The organism is Bacteroidia bacterium (assembly GCA_016218155.1).
Classification (GTDB): domain Bacteria; phylum Bacteroidota; class Bacteroidia; order Bacteroidales; family GWA2-32-17; genus GWA2-32-17.
Window position 1 is genome coordinate 50,955 of the sequence record JACREQ010000046.1, and the last position, 16,644, is coordinate 67,598.

Consider the following 16,644-nt stretch of genomic DNA (forward strand, 5'->3'; position numbering starts at 1 on the left):
AATGTATCGACATTTTTGCATATAAAAATAAGTTTGATGTATAAAATAAACCAACATCCGATTTTAGATATTCCTTCAAATGAAAATAAGACTTTTTTGTTTGAAGGAAAGGAAATTACAGGCGAAAATGGATTCACTATAGCTGCTGCTTTGCATCAGGCAGGTTATCCTGTTCACAGTCATAGCTTACGAAACAGAAATAGAAGTCTTGAGTGCGGAATAGGTAAGTGTGGTGCTTGTGAAATGCTTGTAGATGGAGTAATAAGAAGAATTTGTATTACTAAAATAGATGGTATAAAGGAAGTTGCTGAAATCCCTAAAAATTATTACCCAGAAATTATTCCTCCAAAAACAGAGGAAACAACTAAAGTTTATAAAACCAGTGTTACGATAATCGGCGCAGGACCTGCTGGTTTAGCTGCACGTGAAATTCTTAATCAACATTGCATTTCAAATATTGTAGTTGACAATAATGACAAAATTGGTGGTCAGTTTTTAATGCAGACACATCAGTTTTTCTTTTTTGAAAAAGAGCAGAAATTTGGTGGTATGCGTGGGTTTGATATTGCTAAAACTCTTGCAGGAGATGACCATACCGGTATACTTTTAAATTCTACTGTTTGGGATATATTAGAAGGAAAAAGATTAGCTGTTAAAAATATTCTAACAGAAGAGATTTATTATATAGATTCTGAATATCTTATTATTGGAACAGGTGCAGTACCTTTTATGCCTGCATTTGAAAATGATGATGTTCCAGGAGTATATACTGCTGCAGTTGTTCAGAAAATGATGAATAACGAATTTACTTTATTAGGTAAAAATATTTTAACAGTTGGAGCCGGAAATATTGGGTATTTAACTTCATATCAATTATTTCAGGCAGGAGCAAATGTAAAAGCCATTATTGAAGCTCAGAATAAAGAAGGTGGTTTTCCTGTTCAGGCTAACAGAGTAAGAAGATTGGGAATTCCAGTTATTTTATCACATATTTTATTAAAGGCTATACCAAATAAAGATTATACAGGAATAACAGGAGCTGTTATTGCAGAATGTGAAAACTTTAAAGCAATTCCAGGTACTGAGAAAATAATTGATGGAATTGATGCAATAAATATTTGTACAGGACTAGTTCCTGATGACCAACTTTTAATTAAGGGTAACGAAGTTTTTGGTAGAAATTGTTTTGGTGTAGGTGATGCAATAAGAATTGGTGAAGGTACAAGTGCTGTGTTACGTGGTAAGCAGGCGGCTTACGAGGTGATTGATAGTCTTGGGAAAAGATATAATTATGATGATTATCTAGCAGTTTCAAAAGAATATATTGATTCGCAACAACATCCACTAAAAGTAATTGAAGAACCTTATTTTCCTGAAGCAGATCGTCAGAAACCATTTGTTTTAATTGATTGTCTTTATGGTTTTGCGTGTAATCCATGTGCTTTTGCCTGTCCTCATGGAGCAATAACAAAATCCTCAACAAGTACTGTTCCTCAGATTGATTTTAATAAGTGTATTGGTTGCATGGATTGTGTTTACCAATGCCCTGGATTAGCAATATTTGGATATAACATTAAAAAGGATTGGTTGTTTTTACCAATAGAATATGTTGCAAAAGAAGGAGCTGAGGTTTATTTGGTAAATAACAATGGTGTAATACTTGGTGATGGTATTATTGAAAAAGTTCTTAAAAAACCAAATAAGACTGATATTGCAAGAGTTAAATCTTTGAACATTGTTGGTGAGAAATTAACTGAGGTAAGAGGATTTATTGTTAAAGAAAAGTACCCTGAGAAAGTTGTATTAAAGCCAAATACAGAAGATTTCGAAACTCAGAATTTTATTTGTCACTGCGATGATGTTACTTATGACGAAATTCTTGATATAATTGGTGATCGTAAATTTATTTCGGTTGATGAAATAAAACATACTACACGTTTAGGTATGGGTGCATGTCGTGGAAAGCGTTGTATTAAAAGATTAAAGCAAACAATTATATCAAAAGGAATTTCTGTAATTGGCGATGCAACACCACGCGGGCCGTTGTCAAATCAGCTTTCTATGGGCGAGTTATATCCTCGTACAACAAAAGAAAAAATAGTTACGAGTTTAACAGGAAAAGCACATAAAATTGTAAAAGTTAAAGCAATAATTGCCGGAGGTGGGATAGGTGGAAGTTCTTTATTCAGATATATGTCTGAGGCTGGTTTAAATCCTGTTTTAATAAATTATGGCAGAGGTGCATCATGGAGAAATATTGCCGGAGGCCGACCTGCATTTACTGTTCCTGAGATTTCAGACATAGCTTCACATAATCTTGAAATATTTAAAGATTTACATCGCTTAAAAAGTATTGATTTTAAACAAACCCGTTATGTTACATTTGCACATGACGAAGCAACTTATAAAGCTTTAGATAAATCGCGTGAATGGTCAGATGCATACATGGTTGAACAAAAAGATTTTAAAAAGGAAGTATCGCCATTCTTTAATGCAAATTTAAAAACATATAATTCAGCCTTAATAACAAGAGATTGCTGGCAGGCAACACCTGGTAAAGTAATAGACTTAATAAGATACATTGGTAAAAATTGTGGTGGAACTATTTTAGAAGATTGTCAGTTAGTTGATCTTGAGAAAACTGGAAACACATACAAAGCAATTGTTTTAACTCATGAAAAAGAATATATAGAATATCATTCTGAAATATTTGTAAATTCTTTAGGTCCCGAAGCAGAACATTTTGCAAATAAATTAAATATTGAAACAGGTTTGTTCCCAGTAAAACATCAGGCATTTATTACACGTCGTTTGCCAATGTTAGGGCTTGATAACACACCACTTGATATGCTTATTGACCGCAGAAAATACAAAGGTTTCTCTGCAGTTTATGGTCAACAGTTAAAAGATACCGGTCAGATTATTGGTTGCGCTTCACCTGCTGTGGAGCCTAATGAAACAGGCAAAAATTTAAAGATTAATACAAAAGAGTTTTTTGAGATAGTTTCTGAAATTTTTGTTGACTGGATTCCTCAGCTTTCAACCGTTGGATTTCAGGCAGTTTGGGCAGGGTATTATGTCGAACCTCGTTATATTGTAGATCCTGAATTAGGATTATTTATTGGTCTTAGAGGTCACGGATTCATGTTGAGCCAGTACTTAGCAAAAGTTTATGTTGATAAAATTATGGGTAAAGAAGTTCCTGCATATTTCAACAGGCTTAAACTTTCGGGTGACGGATTGCCGGAGACATCATTTAAATAAACTTTTAATTGTTAATACTTTTTTAGCTCTGCCAAAAAATGGCAGAGCTTTTTTTGTATTTTTAATTTCTAAAACTAAATTAACATGGCAAAAGAAAAGAAGATTTTTATTGTTGATACAAATGTTATTCTTCATGATTTTCGTTGTATTTATAAATTTGAAGAGAACGATGTTATAATACCAATTGTTGTTTTAGAAGAGTTGGATAAATTAAAAAGAGGTAGTGATTTAATCAGTTATAATGCAAGAGAGTTTACTCGTGAACTTGATAAGTTGGCAGGAAAACAAATGTTTAAAAAGGGTATTCCTTTAGGTAAAGGATTGGGTAAACTTTTTATAGAAACTGGAAAAGAATATTCAAAGAAACTTGCAGAATCATTTCCTGAAAAAACTCCGGATCATAGACTTCTAGCAATTGCTGAGCATATTGGAACAAATAATTCTAATAGAATTGTTATTCTTATAACAAAGGATATCAATTTAAGAATGAAGGCTAAATCATTGGGTATAGAAGCTCAGGATTACGAATCTGATAAAGTAGAAAACCTTGATCAGGTGAATGATGTTATTCCAACAATTGATGGGTTTGATACTGCTTTAATTGCACGTTTATACGAAGAACCTGTCGGTATTGATGTTTCTGAATTTAAATTTAAAACACCTCCTGTTGCACATCAGTATTTTATTTTAAAAAACACAAAGCTTAGTGTTCTTGCGCATTACGACCCGTTTACAAAAATGGTAAATCGTGTTGAAAAAAATCGTGCATATGCGATTGAACCAAGAAATGCAGAACAAACTTTTGCATTAGATTCACTTTTCCGCCCTACTGTGCAGCTTGTTGCATTAACAGGAAGAGCTGGAACAGGAAAAACTTTATTAGCATTGGCAGCTGCGCTACACCAAAGAAAACAATATTCACAAATATTACTTGCACGACCTATCGTACCTCTTGCAAATCGCGATTTAGGATTTTTACCCGGTGATGTAAAAGAAAAAATTGGTCCGTATATGCAGCCATTGTTTGATAATCTGGGAGTAATAAAACATAAGTTTAAACCTGAATCTGCAGAAAGTAAAAAAATTGAAGAATTATTAAAAGATGAAATCTTAGTAATTACACCTCTTGCGTATATTCGCGGTCGTAGTTTGTCAAATGTTTATTTTATTGTTGACGAAGCACAAAACCTTACTCCACATGAAGTAAAAACAATTATTACAAGAGCAGGTGAGGGAACTAAAATGATTTTTACAGGAGATATAGAACAAATAGATTCTCCATATCTTGATAGTAAATCAAATGGGTTAACATATCTTACAGATAAAATGAAAGGACAGGATTTATTTGCACATGTTAATCTAATTAAAGGAGAAAGAAGTTATTTGGCTGAGCTGGCAAGTAATATTTTGTAAGGTGTTATTGATTTGAATTTACATCAAATCTATATTTGCCTTTCCTTAAAATTAATGATAGAGATTGAATATAACATTCTGTAAACTTATTCATACAGTTCTTAGAGTCAGAATATATTTTGCCTTTAAGTTCATCAAGGCCATTCCCATTTCTAATAAATAGCTTTGATTTAAAAGTTTCTAAATTATATTTTAAAATGTAATTATCTTCAGAATAGTAAATGTCGTTAGTATAGTTTCTCATAAATGCAAATGACCGAAAATGTCCATCTAAAATATTCTGATCAATAAAATGATATTTACCTGAGTAGTTTAATTCTGAAAGTATTGTTGATGGTAAGTCGCATTGTGAAGCTACTTTATTGCAAATACAAATATTATTATCAGAATTTAAAATAATCTTTATATAACATGAGAGAATAACATATTATTTAAGATTCTGTTTTTATTAAGCAAAGGAATGAATATTTTACATATATTTATTCTTTCAAATTTATTAATGATAAATATTAGTATTTCTGACATACATTTGTAAAACAATAATCAATTAATCATATGAAAATTCAATTTATTGGCGCAGCACGAGAAGTTACCGGAAGTAAACATTTAATAACTACAAATGCCGGAAAAACTATTTTGCTTGATTGTGGTATGTTTCAGGGTAAGGGAATGGAAACAGATAAAATGAACCGTGATTTTGGTTTTGATGTTAAAAAATTAGATCACATTATACTTTCGCATGCACATATAGATCATTCGGGTTTAATTCCTTATATTTATAAGCAAGGATTTAATGGGTCTGTAATTTGTACAAATGCAACACGCGATCTTTGTGCTTTAATGCTTGTTGATTCAGGTTTTATTCACGAGCAGGATATTAAATGGTTTAACAAAAAAAGAATTGCACATAACCTTCCTCCTGTTGAACCAATTTACAATAAAAAGGATGCACAGGAAAGTATGCAACTTTTTATAGGTGTACCATATGATCGTAAATTCAGAATTGATGAAAATATTTCTGTTAGATTTACGAATTCAGGTCACATGCTAGGTAGTGCTGTTGTTACAGTTTCTATAAAAGAGGATGGAAAAGTAACAAATATTGCATATACCGGTGATATTGGTCGTCCTACAAACAGAATATTAAAATCTCCAAAGCCTTTTCCACAGGCTGATATACTTTTGACAGAGTCTACGTATGGTGATAGATTACACGAAGTTCGTAATGAGTCAGAAGATGCATTGCTTGATGTTATAACTGATACCTGTGTAAGAAAAGGTGGAAAGCTTATTATTCCATCATTTAGTGTTGGCAGAACTCAGGAAATCGTTTTTTCATTAGATAAATTTTTTAATCAGGGCAGATTACCAAAGATTCCGATTTATGTAGACAGTCCACTTTCAATGAGTGTAACTGGGGTGTTTCGTTTGCATGCAGAATGTTTTAATGACGATATATTACATGAAATGCTGACAGACCCTGATCCTTTTGGTTTTAATAGTTTGCATTATGTTGAATCAGTTCAGGAATCAAAAGCACTTAACGTAACAAAGAACCCATGTGTTATTATTTCAGCTTCTGGAATGATGGAGGCTGGAAGAGTTAAGCATCATCTGGCAAATAGTATAAGCGATCCAAAGAACACTGTATTGGCAGTTGGTTATTGTGCTCCAATGACTTTAGGGGCAAGAATATTAAGTGGCGAGAAGGAAGTTTCAATTCACGGAACAAAATACAAGGTAAAAGCAGATATTAAAAAGCTTGAGTCTTATAGTGGTCACGGTGATTATACAGAAATGGCTCAGTATTTATCTTGTCAGGATAAAAAGAAAATTCAAAAACTAATTCTTGTTCATGGCGAGTACGAAACACAATTAAAGTATAAAGCTTATTTGGAGGAACAGGGTTTTAAACATATTATAATTCCGGATAGGGGAGAAGAAATAGTTTTTTAAGATAATTAAATGAATTGATAGATGTTAAAATTAGTGCTTCTTGTATTTGGTATAATGTTAGTTGTTATAACTAAATCACAAACCTCTATTGTATATATTGATGGTTCAAATAATAAATATACAATTACAAAAGATAAAGTAGATTTTGTTGCTGTTAAAAAGGAGCAAAGCTCTTCTGGTATTTATAGTGGAGGTGAAAATACAAGTAAGCGAATAAAACCAAAGCAGTTTACAAAAATTAATTCTTTAATACTAAATATTGAAACTGACAGTATTAATCATGTTAGTGACCGGTTAATGGGATGTGGAACATTATACAAAGCTAATTCAAAAACTCCGATATATATAGCGATGAATAGTCTCTCAAAAAATAACTTTGAAAGTTATTTGAAAAAAATGTTAGAATATTAAAGGTTGGACTAATTGCAACTATTTTTCTTTCTGTATAATAAAAATATCCTCATTAGCTTTCTTCATGAGGTATTCTTCTCTTGCAAATTTTTCAAGATGAGCCTGATCAGTTTTTAATTCCTTGATTTTTTCAGTGTTTTCCTGAATGATGTTAATGTAATACTCTTTTTGAGTTTCGAGCTTGTTTAATTCATGAATAGAAGACATTCTTTCAATTAAATTATTCTGACTGAAAATTGTAATGTACAGTATAAATGCCAATGAGGTTAAAAAATATTTATTTTTTAAAAATTTGAATAATATAGTCTGTGGAAATTTCATTAAAATGCTTTGTTTGCAAATTTACAACAGAGTTTGTAGGTTTTGTATGTATAATTAAAAAAATTATCCACCACTGATTAAGTGAATAACATTGACATTGTCGCCGTTTTTAACAAAAACCGAATCGTACTCTTCGCGTTTAACAACTTTATCGTTAACTTTTATTACCAACATTTTGAATGTAAAATTCTTTAATTTTAATAATTCGGTAATATTAAAACTTTCTGATTCAAATGTTTCTATATTGTTATTTAATGTAATTTCCATTTTATTTAACTTAAAAGAATTTCTAATGCCTTGTTAGCTTGCATATTAGCAACTATGCCAACTCTTGGAGCAAGTGGAGGGTTTTGTTCGGATACTTCATTAACATTATCACCACAAATAAAGATATTTCCATTATGTTTAATTTTTATATCTTCAAAATTACCCCATCCGGCTAGTCCTGAGGCAACAATTAAAGGTGTATTTGGAAAATATTCAAGTGCAGTTTCAATTAACATACGTTTCATTTCGGCAAGATCAAAAGCTTCAATAATTAAATCGCAGTTTCTGAAAATTTCGGGAATATTTTCTTCATTAAGCTTTAAATCGTGGGATTCAACAATGCATGCCGGGTTAATTTTGTTAATATTTTCAGTTAATGCAAGACATTTTTTTTCTCCAATTTGATTATAAAAGAAATACTGACGATTTAAATTTCCCTCAATTATTACATCAAAATCAGCAATTATAAGTTTGCCAATTCCAACACGTGCAAGAGCAACAGCTGCATTAGATCCAAGTCCGCCACAACCTGCAATGCCAACAGTCTTTTTTGAAAGAATTTCTTTTATTTCGTGGAAAGTCATTACTGATCTTTTTTACAAAATTAAGAAAAAATACCATTGTAAGTTTTATTAAACAATGAAAATGTAACTAAAGGTATATTAATAAAATAACTGATAATGTTTTATTTAGTATTTTATTGATATTTTAATTAATCAATATTCTTTAGTATTTTTGTTTACAGTCATAATTGATAAGATACATTTAGATTTTTGTTTGAATAATAAGAATTAAAAAAGAATAAAATGTTTTTTAAAAAAGACAATGAAGAAAAATCAAAAGCACAACAAATGCTTGTGAAACATAAGTACAGAGACCTGAAAGTTTATTCATCCGACGAATGGATGTCAGATGGCACGAAAAAATACCGCAGAGTATATGATTCATTGGAAGTAACATATATGAGGGTAGAATTTTCATTTATTAATAAGCTTTTTGATGAAGAAGAATGGGAAACAAATGTTTGTATTAAATGTTTTTCTTTAAATGGCAGCCAAAAAAATGAGCTATGTAAATTTGAGAATAAATTAAAAGTTTTAAAAGATGAAAACATAGTTTATGTTCGCGAAAGTTGGGGTAATGACAAACCAGGTTCTTATTGGCTTCGTGGTGACTATGTATGGGAAGCATATATTGAAAATGAAAAGGTTGGCGAAGCTAAATTTTATGTAGAAAATGTAGGTCAGGTTAAACAGGGCGAAAATCCATATTTTGATATTGATTCTTTTAAACTTTTTGAAGGTGATGATAAAGGGTTGAATCAAACAAATAAAAAATATTTAAATAAATTCAGTAAAAAGGATACGCGTTTTGTTTGGGGAGAATTTAATTTTAAAAATAAAACAACAAAAGATTATTTCTGCGAAATTATTTTTAATTTTTATGATGATGCAGGTCAGCCAAAAGGCAGAAGTGCAGTTCTTAAATATATTGCTGCAAATACAGAAAATCAAATATATACTGTAAATCCAAGCTGGGGGAGCAATGTAGCAGGTACCTGGGCCGACAATAAATACTCCTGTGAAGTTATTTTTATGGACACCCTTATAGCTGCTACAACTTTTGAAGTAGGAACTACTTATCAGGAAGGGGCTGTTTCAGTGCTTACAGATAATGATAAGGTTATAAAACAAAAGATACAATTATCAGCAGAAAATGAGAATTTAAAACCTGAGGAACTCCTCGAGAAAAGTCTGGCAGAGTTGAATTCTCTAACAGGAATGACTGGTATAAAAAAGAATGTAGATGAATTGGTTAAGTTAGTTCGTTTTTATCAGGAAACTGGAAAAGATGTATTAAATAAATTTTCTTTGCATAGTGTTTTTATGGGTAATCCAGGAACAGGTAAAACCACCGTTGCAAGAATTCTTGCAAGTATATACAAAGGTTTAGGTATACTGGAGAAGGGACATCTTGTGGAAGTTGATCGTGAAGGACTTGTTGCTGGATATGTTGGGCAAACTGCAATAAAAACAAATGAAAAAATTGAAGAAGCATTAGGTGGAATATTATTTATTGATGAAGCATATTCACTTTCGCAGGGAAAAGGCTCACAATATGATTTTGGTGGAGAAGCAATAGAAATTATTCTGAAGCGAATGGAAGATATGCGTGGTCAATTTGGAGTAATAGTTGCGGGTTATCCAGAAAATATGCATCAGTTTATTTCTTCAAACCCTGGCTTAAAATCGCGCTTTGATAGTTATTTTAATTTTGAAGATTATTCACCTGATGAAATGTTTGCCATAGCAATTTCAATATTTAAAAAAGAAGAAACTATGCCAGATCAGGCCTCACAAAGCCATTTGAAAGAATATTTTAATTTCTTATATAGTAATCGTGATAGTTTTTTTGGAAACGCAAGAACAGTTAGGCAAGTTGTTATTGAAGCTGTAAAAAATCAAAATTTACGTTTAGCATCAATGAAGAAGGAGGATCGTACAGCGGAAATGCTAGAAACAATTATATTTGATGATGTGAAAGAATTTGAAATTAAAGCAATTGAAAATCAAAGAGGACGGGTTGGTTTTAAATTCGGAGAAAATAAATAATTATATATTATTCTAATACAAGTTTTACTTTTCCAATCGCGCCATCTATTTCAAGGTTTAAGTTATATTTTGTTTTACCAAGGCAGTTATTTTTATAAGTGTTATCGTCTTTTGTAAAGCCATCAGCTTCTACATCGCCAAGTAAACCATTTATTTCGGCTATAACACCAACATCTTTTGGAAGATGAACTTCTATTTCTCCAACACCTCCTGCAATTTTTGCTGTAAGATTATTATTCCAGTTACCAGTTAAATTAACAATTGCTTTTCCTGCTCCAACAGCTAGATCAATATTTGGAACAGATGTGTTTTTAAGATTTACATTTACATCTCCGGCTCCTAACTCTAATTTTAAGCTTTGAATATATAGTCCTTCCAGATTTAAGTCGCCTTTACCAGCACCCATTTGCATGTGTATATCGTATTTCTTTTTTGGATTAAAATCTAAAATCCATCTGCATGTATCCGAACCGTTTAAATCTATATTTTCTCTGTTCTTCTTAGGTTCAATAGTTATTTCTCCTGAAAGACTATTTTCTTTAAAAGATATTTCAGGTTTCCATTCATTGTTTGTACATTTAAAATTACAATTAACTAAATTAGAATCACCTTTTAAAATTCTTATTCTACCTGCAGGAAAAACTATTTTAGCAGTAATTTTATCGGAAATAGAATTCTCAATGCTAAGTTCTTCCATATTTGCAGAAAAGATTGCAGTATCTTTTGGCAAGCTATCATTTTTTACCACCTTATTTAATCTTACATCTGGTGTTGTTTGCGTGCAACTACTTAAAAGAAAAATAATAAAAACTGTTATTAAAAGTACGTAATTCGCTTTCATATTTTTTTATTTTTATTTTTTCTGAGACGAATAACTGCTAATAAAGTTACAATAAAATAAAAATCCCCATTAAGATTGTTAATGGGGATTTCTTTAATTGTAAATAATCTGTTACCAGAAACTTTTATAAGTTACGTTCTGTGGTTGTCCATTTCCATAAGCAACACCAACATCACGATAAGCTTTAATCATATCTCTTTCAAGTCCAATTTCTTTATCATATTTAAAATCCCACTCACGTTTATCAACTTCTTTAATTCGTTTAGCAATTTTATCAGATAAAGCTTTAGATTCATTGAAACAAGCTGATTTTGGGTCGATTGTTGCTAAAATTGCTCCGGCTGACTGAGCTGCATCCCAACTTTGACCAGCATTCCAAAGGTTATTTGCTTCAAGAAGTTTTGTTTTACATTCGAAATCAATTTTCTGTTGAAAAATTGCAGGAACAACAGCCATACATTTATTCCAGCATTCAGTACAAACATCAGGTACAGCAGTTAGTTTCCAAATAGCTTCGTCGAATTTATTCTGACCTGCAAGTGTTTTAGCTTCTTTTATTATTATGTCACATTGAGCATTATAATATTCAATTATTTTAGTTTTACCTTTTTCAATAAAAGATTGATAATTTGGGTCGGAGGTTTTAATTGCTTTAAGAGCTGCATTGTAAGCTTTTGTTTCGTTTTCACCAACACCTTTACATGTTGTTGTATAACTTGAGAAACTTTTACCTTCGAATCCATCACCAATGTAAAGGGTTACATCAAGAGTATAAGCTTGCATAGGAGGAGCAGTAGCAGTAATATCTTTAGTAGTTACCATTACATTTGCTGTAATAATAAATCTTGAATTCATTGCATCTCCACCCATTCCATTTGCAGTAACAATTTGCATAAGTTTGTTCTCTAGATTTTTCTTTGCAATAACAGGCATGTTTTCGATCTGATCTGGAACCCATACTGCTAATGCTAGACGACCTTTGTCAGACATTTTTCCTGCTGTTTGTGCTTGTGAAAAACTAATGCTCATCACAAAAATCAGCAATAAAACAATATTTAACTTTTTCATTTTTTTAATATTTTAATTTAATTATTTACCACCTAATACTATAGTAGCTTGTCCTAAACCTTTCATCATAAGTTTATTTACAATACCGTAAGGTGGGTTTTTTAAATGATTTTGTAATCCTTTGCAAAATCCTCTAGCGTCAATTGCCTTACCGGTTTCGTCATAAAGAGGAATACGAACTTGTTCGAAAAGCATCATGTCGGCTGTTGCATCGGTTGTACTGAAACGACCTTTAACAGTATTTTTTGCCATCCAATCTTCAATCTGAGCACTTAATTCTTTACCTTCATAATCAGTTTCAAGATCATTTTCCCATGAATCAAACTTTTTAATTCTTACAATAATTTCTCTTCCATTTTCGAACATATCATTAAAATGGGTTTGTAAAGAATTATTAAAATTATCAAGGTGAGCAAGAACAGCTTCTTCTAACAAAACAGGTAATTCTGCTGAAAATGAAGGAGCGCCAGTTCCGGCTGCTGTTGCAATTTGTTTGTCGGTATATGAATCTAATCCCTGTAAGTTAAATGTAACAGATTTTTTTGGTCCGGTTGTATTAACAGTCCAAGTTAATTGCATAATAATATCTGCTTTAGCACTTTTCTTTAGTTTATCTATAGGACTTTCTGAAACACCAGCACCTTCTTTGCTAGTTAACATTGCATCTTCTGCACTTTCGCTAGCAAGACTTTTTAAAACTGATTCAGCATTTTTTAATGGAAAACCTCTGTCTGCCATTAATCCGTTTATTTTGCTGATAACTAAAAGTAAATCTGCATTTTCCTGAAATGCTTTTTTGTAATCAGAAACTTTTACCTTGGTGCCTTGATTATCATATTCTATCATGTAGCCATTAGTATTACACCAAACATCACTAGGTAAAATCATAATAGTAGGTTTTTTGGCTTGAGAAAATGCCGAATTTAAACCTAACAGCATAAAAGCTGCAATTAATACTGTATTAAGAACTTTTTTCATGTTATTTTTTGTTTTAGTTTATAATTTTAAATTATTTAAGAATGCCGTCAGCTTTCATTTTGGCTATTAATTCAGCTCTAAGAACTCTAACAACAACACCATATTTTTCCTGAGATCCAGATTGTTTTCTTTCCTTAATTACTTCTGTATGGTATTTTGATCCGTCCTTTTCTGATACGAATTCTTTATAAGCACCGCCATCGGCAAAAAATTTATTAAAATAATCTTCGTGTCTTTCCTGTGCATTAACCTCAAAAATAACTGGTTTAACATTGCATTCAGATTTACCATTGCTTATTCCTGTAAATAGTACATCTTTAACTGCGTTTTTATATGCCTGTTCAATAGCATCTGCTCTGTTTCTTCCATCTCCCCAGCTTTTTAGTGTTTGAGAACCGTCTTGTTCAACACCCATGCATTCAGTTTTAAAAGTATAATTTGCAGCTATCTTTTTTTGTGGTTTACAGTTGCACATTAAAACTACACTGAGAATACATACGGTAACAATTAATAGTTTGCTTTTCATATGTTAAGAGTTTATGGTTTAAAATCCAGAATTTAAAGATTTTATAATGCCTGCAGCTTCTAAATCTTTTCTAAGATCATCTTTAGCAACAGATACTACTACTCCAATTTTATATTCTTTACCAACTTTTAATCTGTCTCCTTCACCTATTGCACCGTCGCCTGTTACACTAACAAATTTCATGTATTTTCCGCCATCTGCAAAAAAATCAGTAAAAAATTCTTCTTTTTCCTGTTCTAATGCAGGATTATTTGTTAATGGTTTTTGTGTGCAACCTGCGCCGGTTCCTGTAAAGCCTTTAAAAATAATTCCATGAACAGCATTTTTCTTTGCTTGATTAATAGCTACATCTGGTTTTTTTGAATATGACCATACTTTTACTAAATATGATCCCTGAGCACCAACTGATACACATTCAACTTCGTATCTCCATTCAGCAGTAGCTTTGTCAGCTTTCTTTTTTGCTTGTGCATTTACTGTAAATGTTAAACCTATTACCAATATTAATAAAAGGTTTGCTTTAAATAAGATTGTTTTCATTGTTAAGTTTATTTTAATTGTTTGATTAACATTCCAGAATAAAATTTCTTGCCTCCACTAAATGTGGTACAATTAGGTACTGGTTTACCATCAATTTCAGTAACTGCTGGTTCGTCGGCAGCATTATATCTGTTATCCCAAATTAAATCTTTTTCTACTTTAATAGTTCCTTTACTTACATATTTTGTTAAACCTTTTTCGTCAATTGTTTGTTCTAGAACTTCAAATTTTTCTCCACCTTCAAGACCTTCTTTCATTCCTATTTTTGCAGTAATTGGGTCACCAGAAAATAATGGAGTTTTTGTTTTAAATACATCGTATTCTTTTTGAAGTTTTGCATAAACTGCATCAATTGTTCTAATTGTAGCTTTAGTGATAATTTGTTCTTCAGTTCTTTTTTCTTTTAATGAAAATAAAACCAAGCCAACAGCTTTTTCTTCTCCAACATATTCTAATTTAAATAAATCGGTGTTGTCGAATGCTTCTTTTTTCTTAGTGTCGATGTTCGATTTATCAATCCATAAGTCGTTATAAAATACAGCTTCTATTGAGTCGTTCCATGTTAATTTATATAAATACGAAGTAGCCCAAACTGAATATCCTTCTTTTGCTTTTTCATATGCTTCATCAGCTGCTTTTAATGCTGCAGTTTGAGCTGCCGGAATTTTCATTTGACGAGCAGAAATTTTTGCAGCATCTCTAGTTACAGCTGCTACTACTTCATTTGAAACAAAATTAAATTTAGATATTACTACAAAAGTATTACCTATTAATTCAATACCTGCATCAGCTAATGATGAAGTTCCTCGTGCCGATCCTTTAGCAATATTTGCTTGCATTTCAGATGCATTATAAGAACCTCTCTCACCAATTAAATTCATGTCGAAGGAACCATCTGCTTGTCTGTTAAACCATTTTGCAACAAGTTTATTAGCAACTTTTTCTTTTTTAAGATATTTTTCGATTTGAGTAGCTAATTCAATAGAAGCAGAGTCTGTTTGAGTATCAGCAGCTTTTGATGCTAATTTTCCCATTTTTGATTTCTCTTTGTATAATCCAGCTTTCTCTTCTTTTGTTAATGGGTAATTCTTCTGATCAAATGATTTTTGGTCAATAGAATGATCATTATATTTGTCAGGAAAAGGTGCTGTATTAAAAGCTTTTAAAATGACATCTTTTTGTGGAAAATTTTCTGATTCAACTATCATAGTATGTAATGAACTTCTACGATATTTAGTTTCAGTTTTTCCATCTTTTGACTGAGCCATTGTTGTAATTGCTAGTCCGGTTACTACAAGTGTAGTCAATAATAATCTTTTTTTCATCTTGTTTATCAGGTTTTTATTTGTAGAAAAATTGTAAATATTTTAGGTTAATAATTAAGTTTAAGTGTGCAAATTACGGTCTTTATATTAATAAAAAAAATATTTTTTTTGTAGTTGTAATTTAGCTGGTTATACCATTTAAGGTTTGATAATACAACTAAGTTAGCAAAGTGATTCTATATTACTATAAGATATATTTTATCTGTAAATTTCTTTTTTTGCTGCAAGCAAAGTGTTTTTTAATAAGCTTACAATGGTCATTGGTCCAACACCACCAGGAACTGGAGTAATAAAGCTGCATTTTGGAGCAATCTCGTCAAATTTCACATCACCGGTAAGTTTAAAACCAGAGTTTGTAAGTTCTGATTTTACTCTTGTTGTGCCTACATCTATAACAACTGCACCATCTTTTACCATTCCGGCTTTTACAAATTCCGGCTGACCTAATGCAGCAATAATTATATCAGCTGATGCGCAAATTGTTTCCAGATTTTTTGAACGACTATGAAGTACAGTTACAGTAGCATCGCCATAATTTCCTTTTTGTGAAAGCAAAATACTTATAGGGCGACCAACAATATTACTTCTTCCTAACACAACGCAGTGTTTTCCGGAAGTTTCAATTTTATATCTTTTTAAAAGTTCTATAATTCCATATGGTGTTGCAGATACAAAAGAAGGCATACCCAATACTGTTCGTCCTATATTTATAGGATGAAAACCATCAACATCTTTAGTCGGATCAATTGCTTCAATTACTGACTGCTCGTTTATATGCTTTGGTAAAGGTAGCTGAACGATAAAGCCATCAATATCTTTGTTGTTGTTAAGTTCATGTACTTTTGCAAGTAATTCTTTTTCTGTAACATTATCCTCAAAACGAATAAGACTTGAATTAAAACCAACTTCTTCGCATGATTTCACTTTGTTAGCAACATAAGTCTCACTACCACCATCATGTCCCACTAAAATTGCAGCTAAATGTGGAATTTTACCTCCGGATTTTTTAATATTTTCAACTTCTATAGCTATTTCAGCTTTTATTTCAAGAGATATTTTTTTTCCATCGATAAGTTCCATACTTTTTTATACATTAAGTATTTTAGACACTTTTAACTTTAG

15 protein-coding genes are annotated in these 16,644 nt (G+C 31.4%); 5 read left to right on the top strand and 10 right to left on the bottom strand.

What is annotated here, in order from left to right; genetic code table 11:
- Nucleotides 1–36: 36 nt before the first annotated feature.
- The 4 genes from HY951_08500 to HY951_08515 all read left to right on the top strand — a co-directional run bounded on the left by HY951_08500 (nucleotide 37) and on the right by HY951_08515 (nucleotide 7,044).
- The gene (locus HY951_08500; GenBank protein ID MBI5540084.1) at nucleotides 37–3,264 is read left to right on the top strand and encodes an FAD-dependent oxidoreductase; all 3,228 of its coding nucleotides are present in this window, start codon (nucleotides 37–39) and stop codon (nucleotides 3,262–3,264) included.
- Between the two features lie 84 nt (nucleotides 3,265–3,348).
- Nucleotides 3,349–4,677, top strand: a complete 1,329-nt coding sequence (locus HY951_08505) for a PhoH family protein (GenBank protein MBI5540085.1) — start codon at nucleotides 3,349–3,351, stop codon at nucleotides 4,675–4,677.
- A 555-nt stretch (nucleotides 4,678–5,232) separates the two neighbouring features.
- Entirely contained in the window at nucleotides 5,233–6,633 is a 1,401-nt protein-coding gene (locus HY951_08510) for an MBL fold metallo-hydrolase (protein MBI5540086.1), read from the top strand.
- A gap of 21 nt (nucleotides 6,634–6,654) precedes the next feature.
- The gene (locus HY951_08515) at nucleotides 6,655–7,044 is read left to right on the top strand and encodes a hypothetical protein (protein MBI5540087.1); all 390 of its coding nucleotides are present in this window, start codon (nucleotides 6,655–6,657) and stop codon (nucleotides 7,042–7,044) included.
- 18 nt (nucleotides 7,045–7,062) lie between these two features.
- Here HY951_08515 and HY951_08520 read toward each other — a convergent pair whose 3' ends face one another.
- The 3 genes from HY951_08520 to thiF form a co-directional block, all read right to left on the bottom strand.
- Nucleotides 7,063–7,365 (bottom strand): septum formation initiator family protein, encoded by a 303-nt coding sequence (locus HY951_08520; GenBank protein ID MBI5540088.1) that lies wholly within the window; start codon nucleotides 7,363–7,365, stop codon nucleotides 7,063–7,065.
- 63 nt (nucleotides 7,366–7,428) lie between these two features.
- Nucleotides 7,429–7,632: a sulfur carrier protein ThiS gene (gene thiS, locus HY951_08525; GenBank protein ID MBI5540089.1), complete on the bottom strand. Its 204-nt coding sequence runs from the start codon at nucleotides 7,630–7,632 to the stop codon at nucleotides 7,429–7,431.
- Between the two features lie 5 nt (nucleotides 7,633–7,637).
- Complete coding sequence (gene thiF, locus HY951_08530; GenBank protein ID MBI5540090.1) at nucleotides 7,638–8,216, bottom strand: sulfur carrier protein ThiS adenylyltransferase ThiF; 579 nt, start codon at nucleotides 8,214–8,216, stop codon at nucleotides 7,638–7,640.
- A 222-nt stretch (nucleotides 8,217–8,438) separates the two neighbouring features.
- On the opposite strand from thiF, the gene HY951_08535 reads away from it, so the two are divergent.
- Nucleotides 8,439–10,244, top strand: a complete 1,806-nt coding sequence (locus tag HY951_08535; protein MBI5540091.1) for an AAA family ATPase — start codon at nucleotides 8,439–8,441, stop codon at nucleotides 10,242–10,244.
- A 7-nt stretch (nucleotides 10,245–10,251) separates the two neighbouring features.
- On the opposite strand, the gene HY951_08540 is transcribed toward HY951_08535, so the two are convergent.
- From HY951_08540 to folD, 7 genes are all read right to left on the bottom strand, one after another.
- Nucleotides 10,252–11,085 (bottom strand): DUF4097 family beta strand repeat protein, encoded by an 834-nt coding sequence (locus HY951_08540; GenBank protein ID MBI5540092.1) that lies wholly within the window; start codon nucleotides 11,083–11,085, stop codon nucleotides 10,252–10,254.
- 111 nt (nucleotides 11,086–11,196) lie between these two features.
- Nucleotides 11,197–12,153: a hypothetical protein gene (locus HY951_08545; protein MBI5540093.1), complete on the bottom strand. Its 957-nt coding sequence runs from the start codon at nucleotides 12,151–12,153 to the stop codon at nucleotides 11,197–11,199.
- Between the two features lie 21 nt (nucleotides 12,154–12,174).
- Nucleotides 12,175–13,131 (bottom strand): hypothetical protein, encoded by a 957-nt coding sequence (locus HY951_08550; GenBank protein ID MBI5540094.1) that lies wholly within the window; start codon nucleotides 13,129–13,131, stop codon nucleotides 12,175–12,177.
- A 31-nt stretch (nucleotides 13,132–13,162) separates the two neighbouring features.
- Nucleotides 13,163–13,657, bottom strand: a complete 495-nt coding sequence (locus HY951_08555; GenBank protein MBI5540095.1) for a hypothetical protein — start codon at nucleotides 13,655–13,657, stop codon at nucleotides 13,163–13,165.
- Nucleotides 13,658–13,675: 18 nt separating this feature from the next.
- On the bottom strand, nucleotides 13,676–14,197 hold the full coding sequence (locus HY951_08560; protein MBI5540096.1) for a hypothetical protein: 522 nt from the start codon (nucleotides 14,195–14,197) through the stop codon (nucleotides 13,676–13,678).
- Between the two features lie 8 nt (nucleotides 14,198–14,205).
- Nucleotides 14,206–15,522 carry a hypothetical protein gene (locus tag HY951_08565; GenBank protein MBI5540097.1) on the bottom strand — a complete coding sequence of 439 codons (1,317 nt, stop codon included), beginning with the start codon at nucleotides 15,520–15,522 and terminating at the stop codon, nucleotides 14,206–14,208.
- A gap of 198 nt (nucleotides 15,523–15,720) precedes the next feature.
- Nucleotides 15,721–16,602, bottom strand: coding sequence for a bifunctional methylenetetrahydrofolate dehydrogenase/methenyltetrahydrofolate cyclohydrolase FolD (folD, locus tag HY951_08570; GenBank protein ID MBI5540098.1), 882 nt, complete (start codon nucleotides 16,600–16,602; stop codon nucleotides 15,721–15,723).
- Between the last annotated feature and the right edge of the window lie 42 nt (nucleotides 16,603–16,644).

Excerpts from the sequence above, each read along its gene's own strand:
- HY951_08500 (MBI5540084.1), top strand. The coding sequence starts at position 37 with ATGTATAAAATAAACCAACATCCGATTTTAGATATTCCTTCAAATGAA.
- HY951_08505 (MBI5540085.1), top strand. The coding sequence starts at position 3,349 with ATGGCAAAAGAAAAGAAGATTTTTATTGTTGATACAAATGTTATTCTT.
- HY951_08510 (MBI5540086.1), top strand. The coding sequence starts at position 5,233 with ATGAAAATTCAATTTATTGGCGCAGCACGAGAAGTTACCGGAAGTAAA.
- HY951_08515 (MBI5540087.1), top strand. The coding sequence starts at position 6,655 with ATGTTAAAATTAGTGCTTCTTGTATTTGGTATAATGTTAGTTGTTATA.
- HY951_08520 (MBI5540088.1), bottom strand. The coding sequence starts at position 7,365 with ATGAAATTTCCACAGACTATATTATTCAAATTTTTAAAAAATAAATAT.
- thiS (MBI5540089.1), bottom strand. The coding sequence starts at position 7,632 with ATGGAAATTACATTAAATAACAATATAGAAACATTTGAATCAGAAAGT.
- thiF (MBI5540090.1), bottom strand. The coding sequence starts at position 8,216 with ATGACTTTCCACGAAATAAAAGAAATTCTTTCAAAAAAGACTGTTGGC.
- HY951_08535 (MBI5540091.1), top strand. The coding sequence starts at position 8,439 with ATGTTTTTTAAAAAAGACAATGAAGAAAAATCAAAAGCACAACAAATG.
- HY951_08540 (MBI5540092.1), bottom strand. The coding sequence starts at position 11,085 with ATGAAAGCGAATTACGTACTTTTAATAACAGTTTTTATTATTTTTCTT.
- HY951_08545 (MBI5540093.1), bottom strand. The coding sequence starts at position 12,153 with ATGAAAAAGTTAAATATTGTTTTATTGCTGATTTTTGTGATGAGCATT.
- HY951_08550 (MBI5540094.1), bottom strand. The coding sequence starts at position 13,131 with ATGAAAAAAGTTCTTAATACAGTATTAATTGCAGCTTTTATGCTGTTA.
- HY951_08555 (MBI5540095.1), bottom strand. The coding sequence starts at position 13,657 with ATGAAAAGCAAACTATTAATTGTTACCGTATGTATTCTCAGTGTAGTT.
- HY951_08560 (MBI5540096.1), bottom strand. The coding sequence starts at position 14,197 with ATGAAAACAATCTTATTTAAAGCAAACCTTTTATTAATATTGGTAATA.
- HY951_08565 (MBI5540097.1), bottom strand. The coding sequence starts at position 15,522 with ATGAAAAAAAGATTATTATTGACTACACTTGTAGTAACCGGACTAGCA.
- folD (MBI5540098.1), bottom strand. The coding sequence starts at position 16,602 with ATGGAACTTATCGATGGAAAAAAAATATCTCTTGAAATAAAAGCTGAA.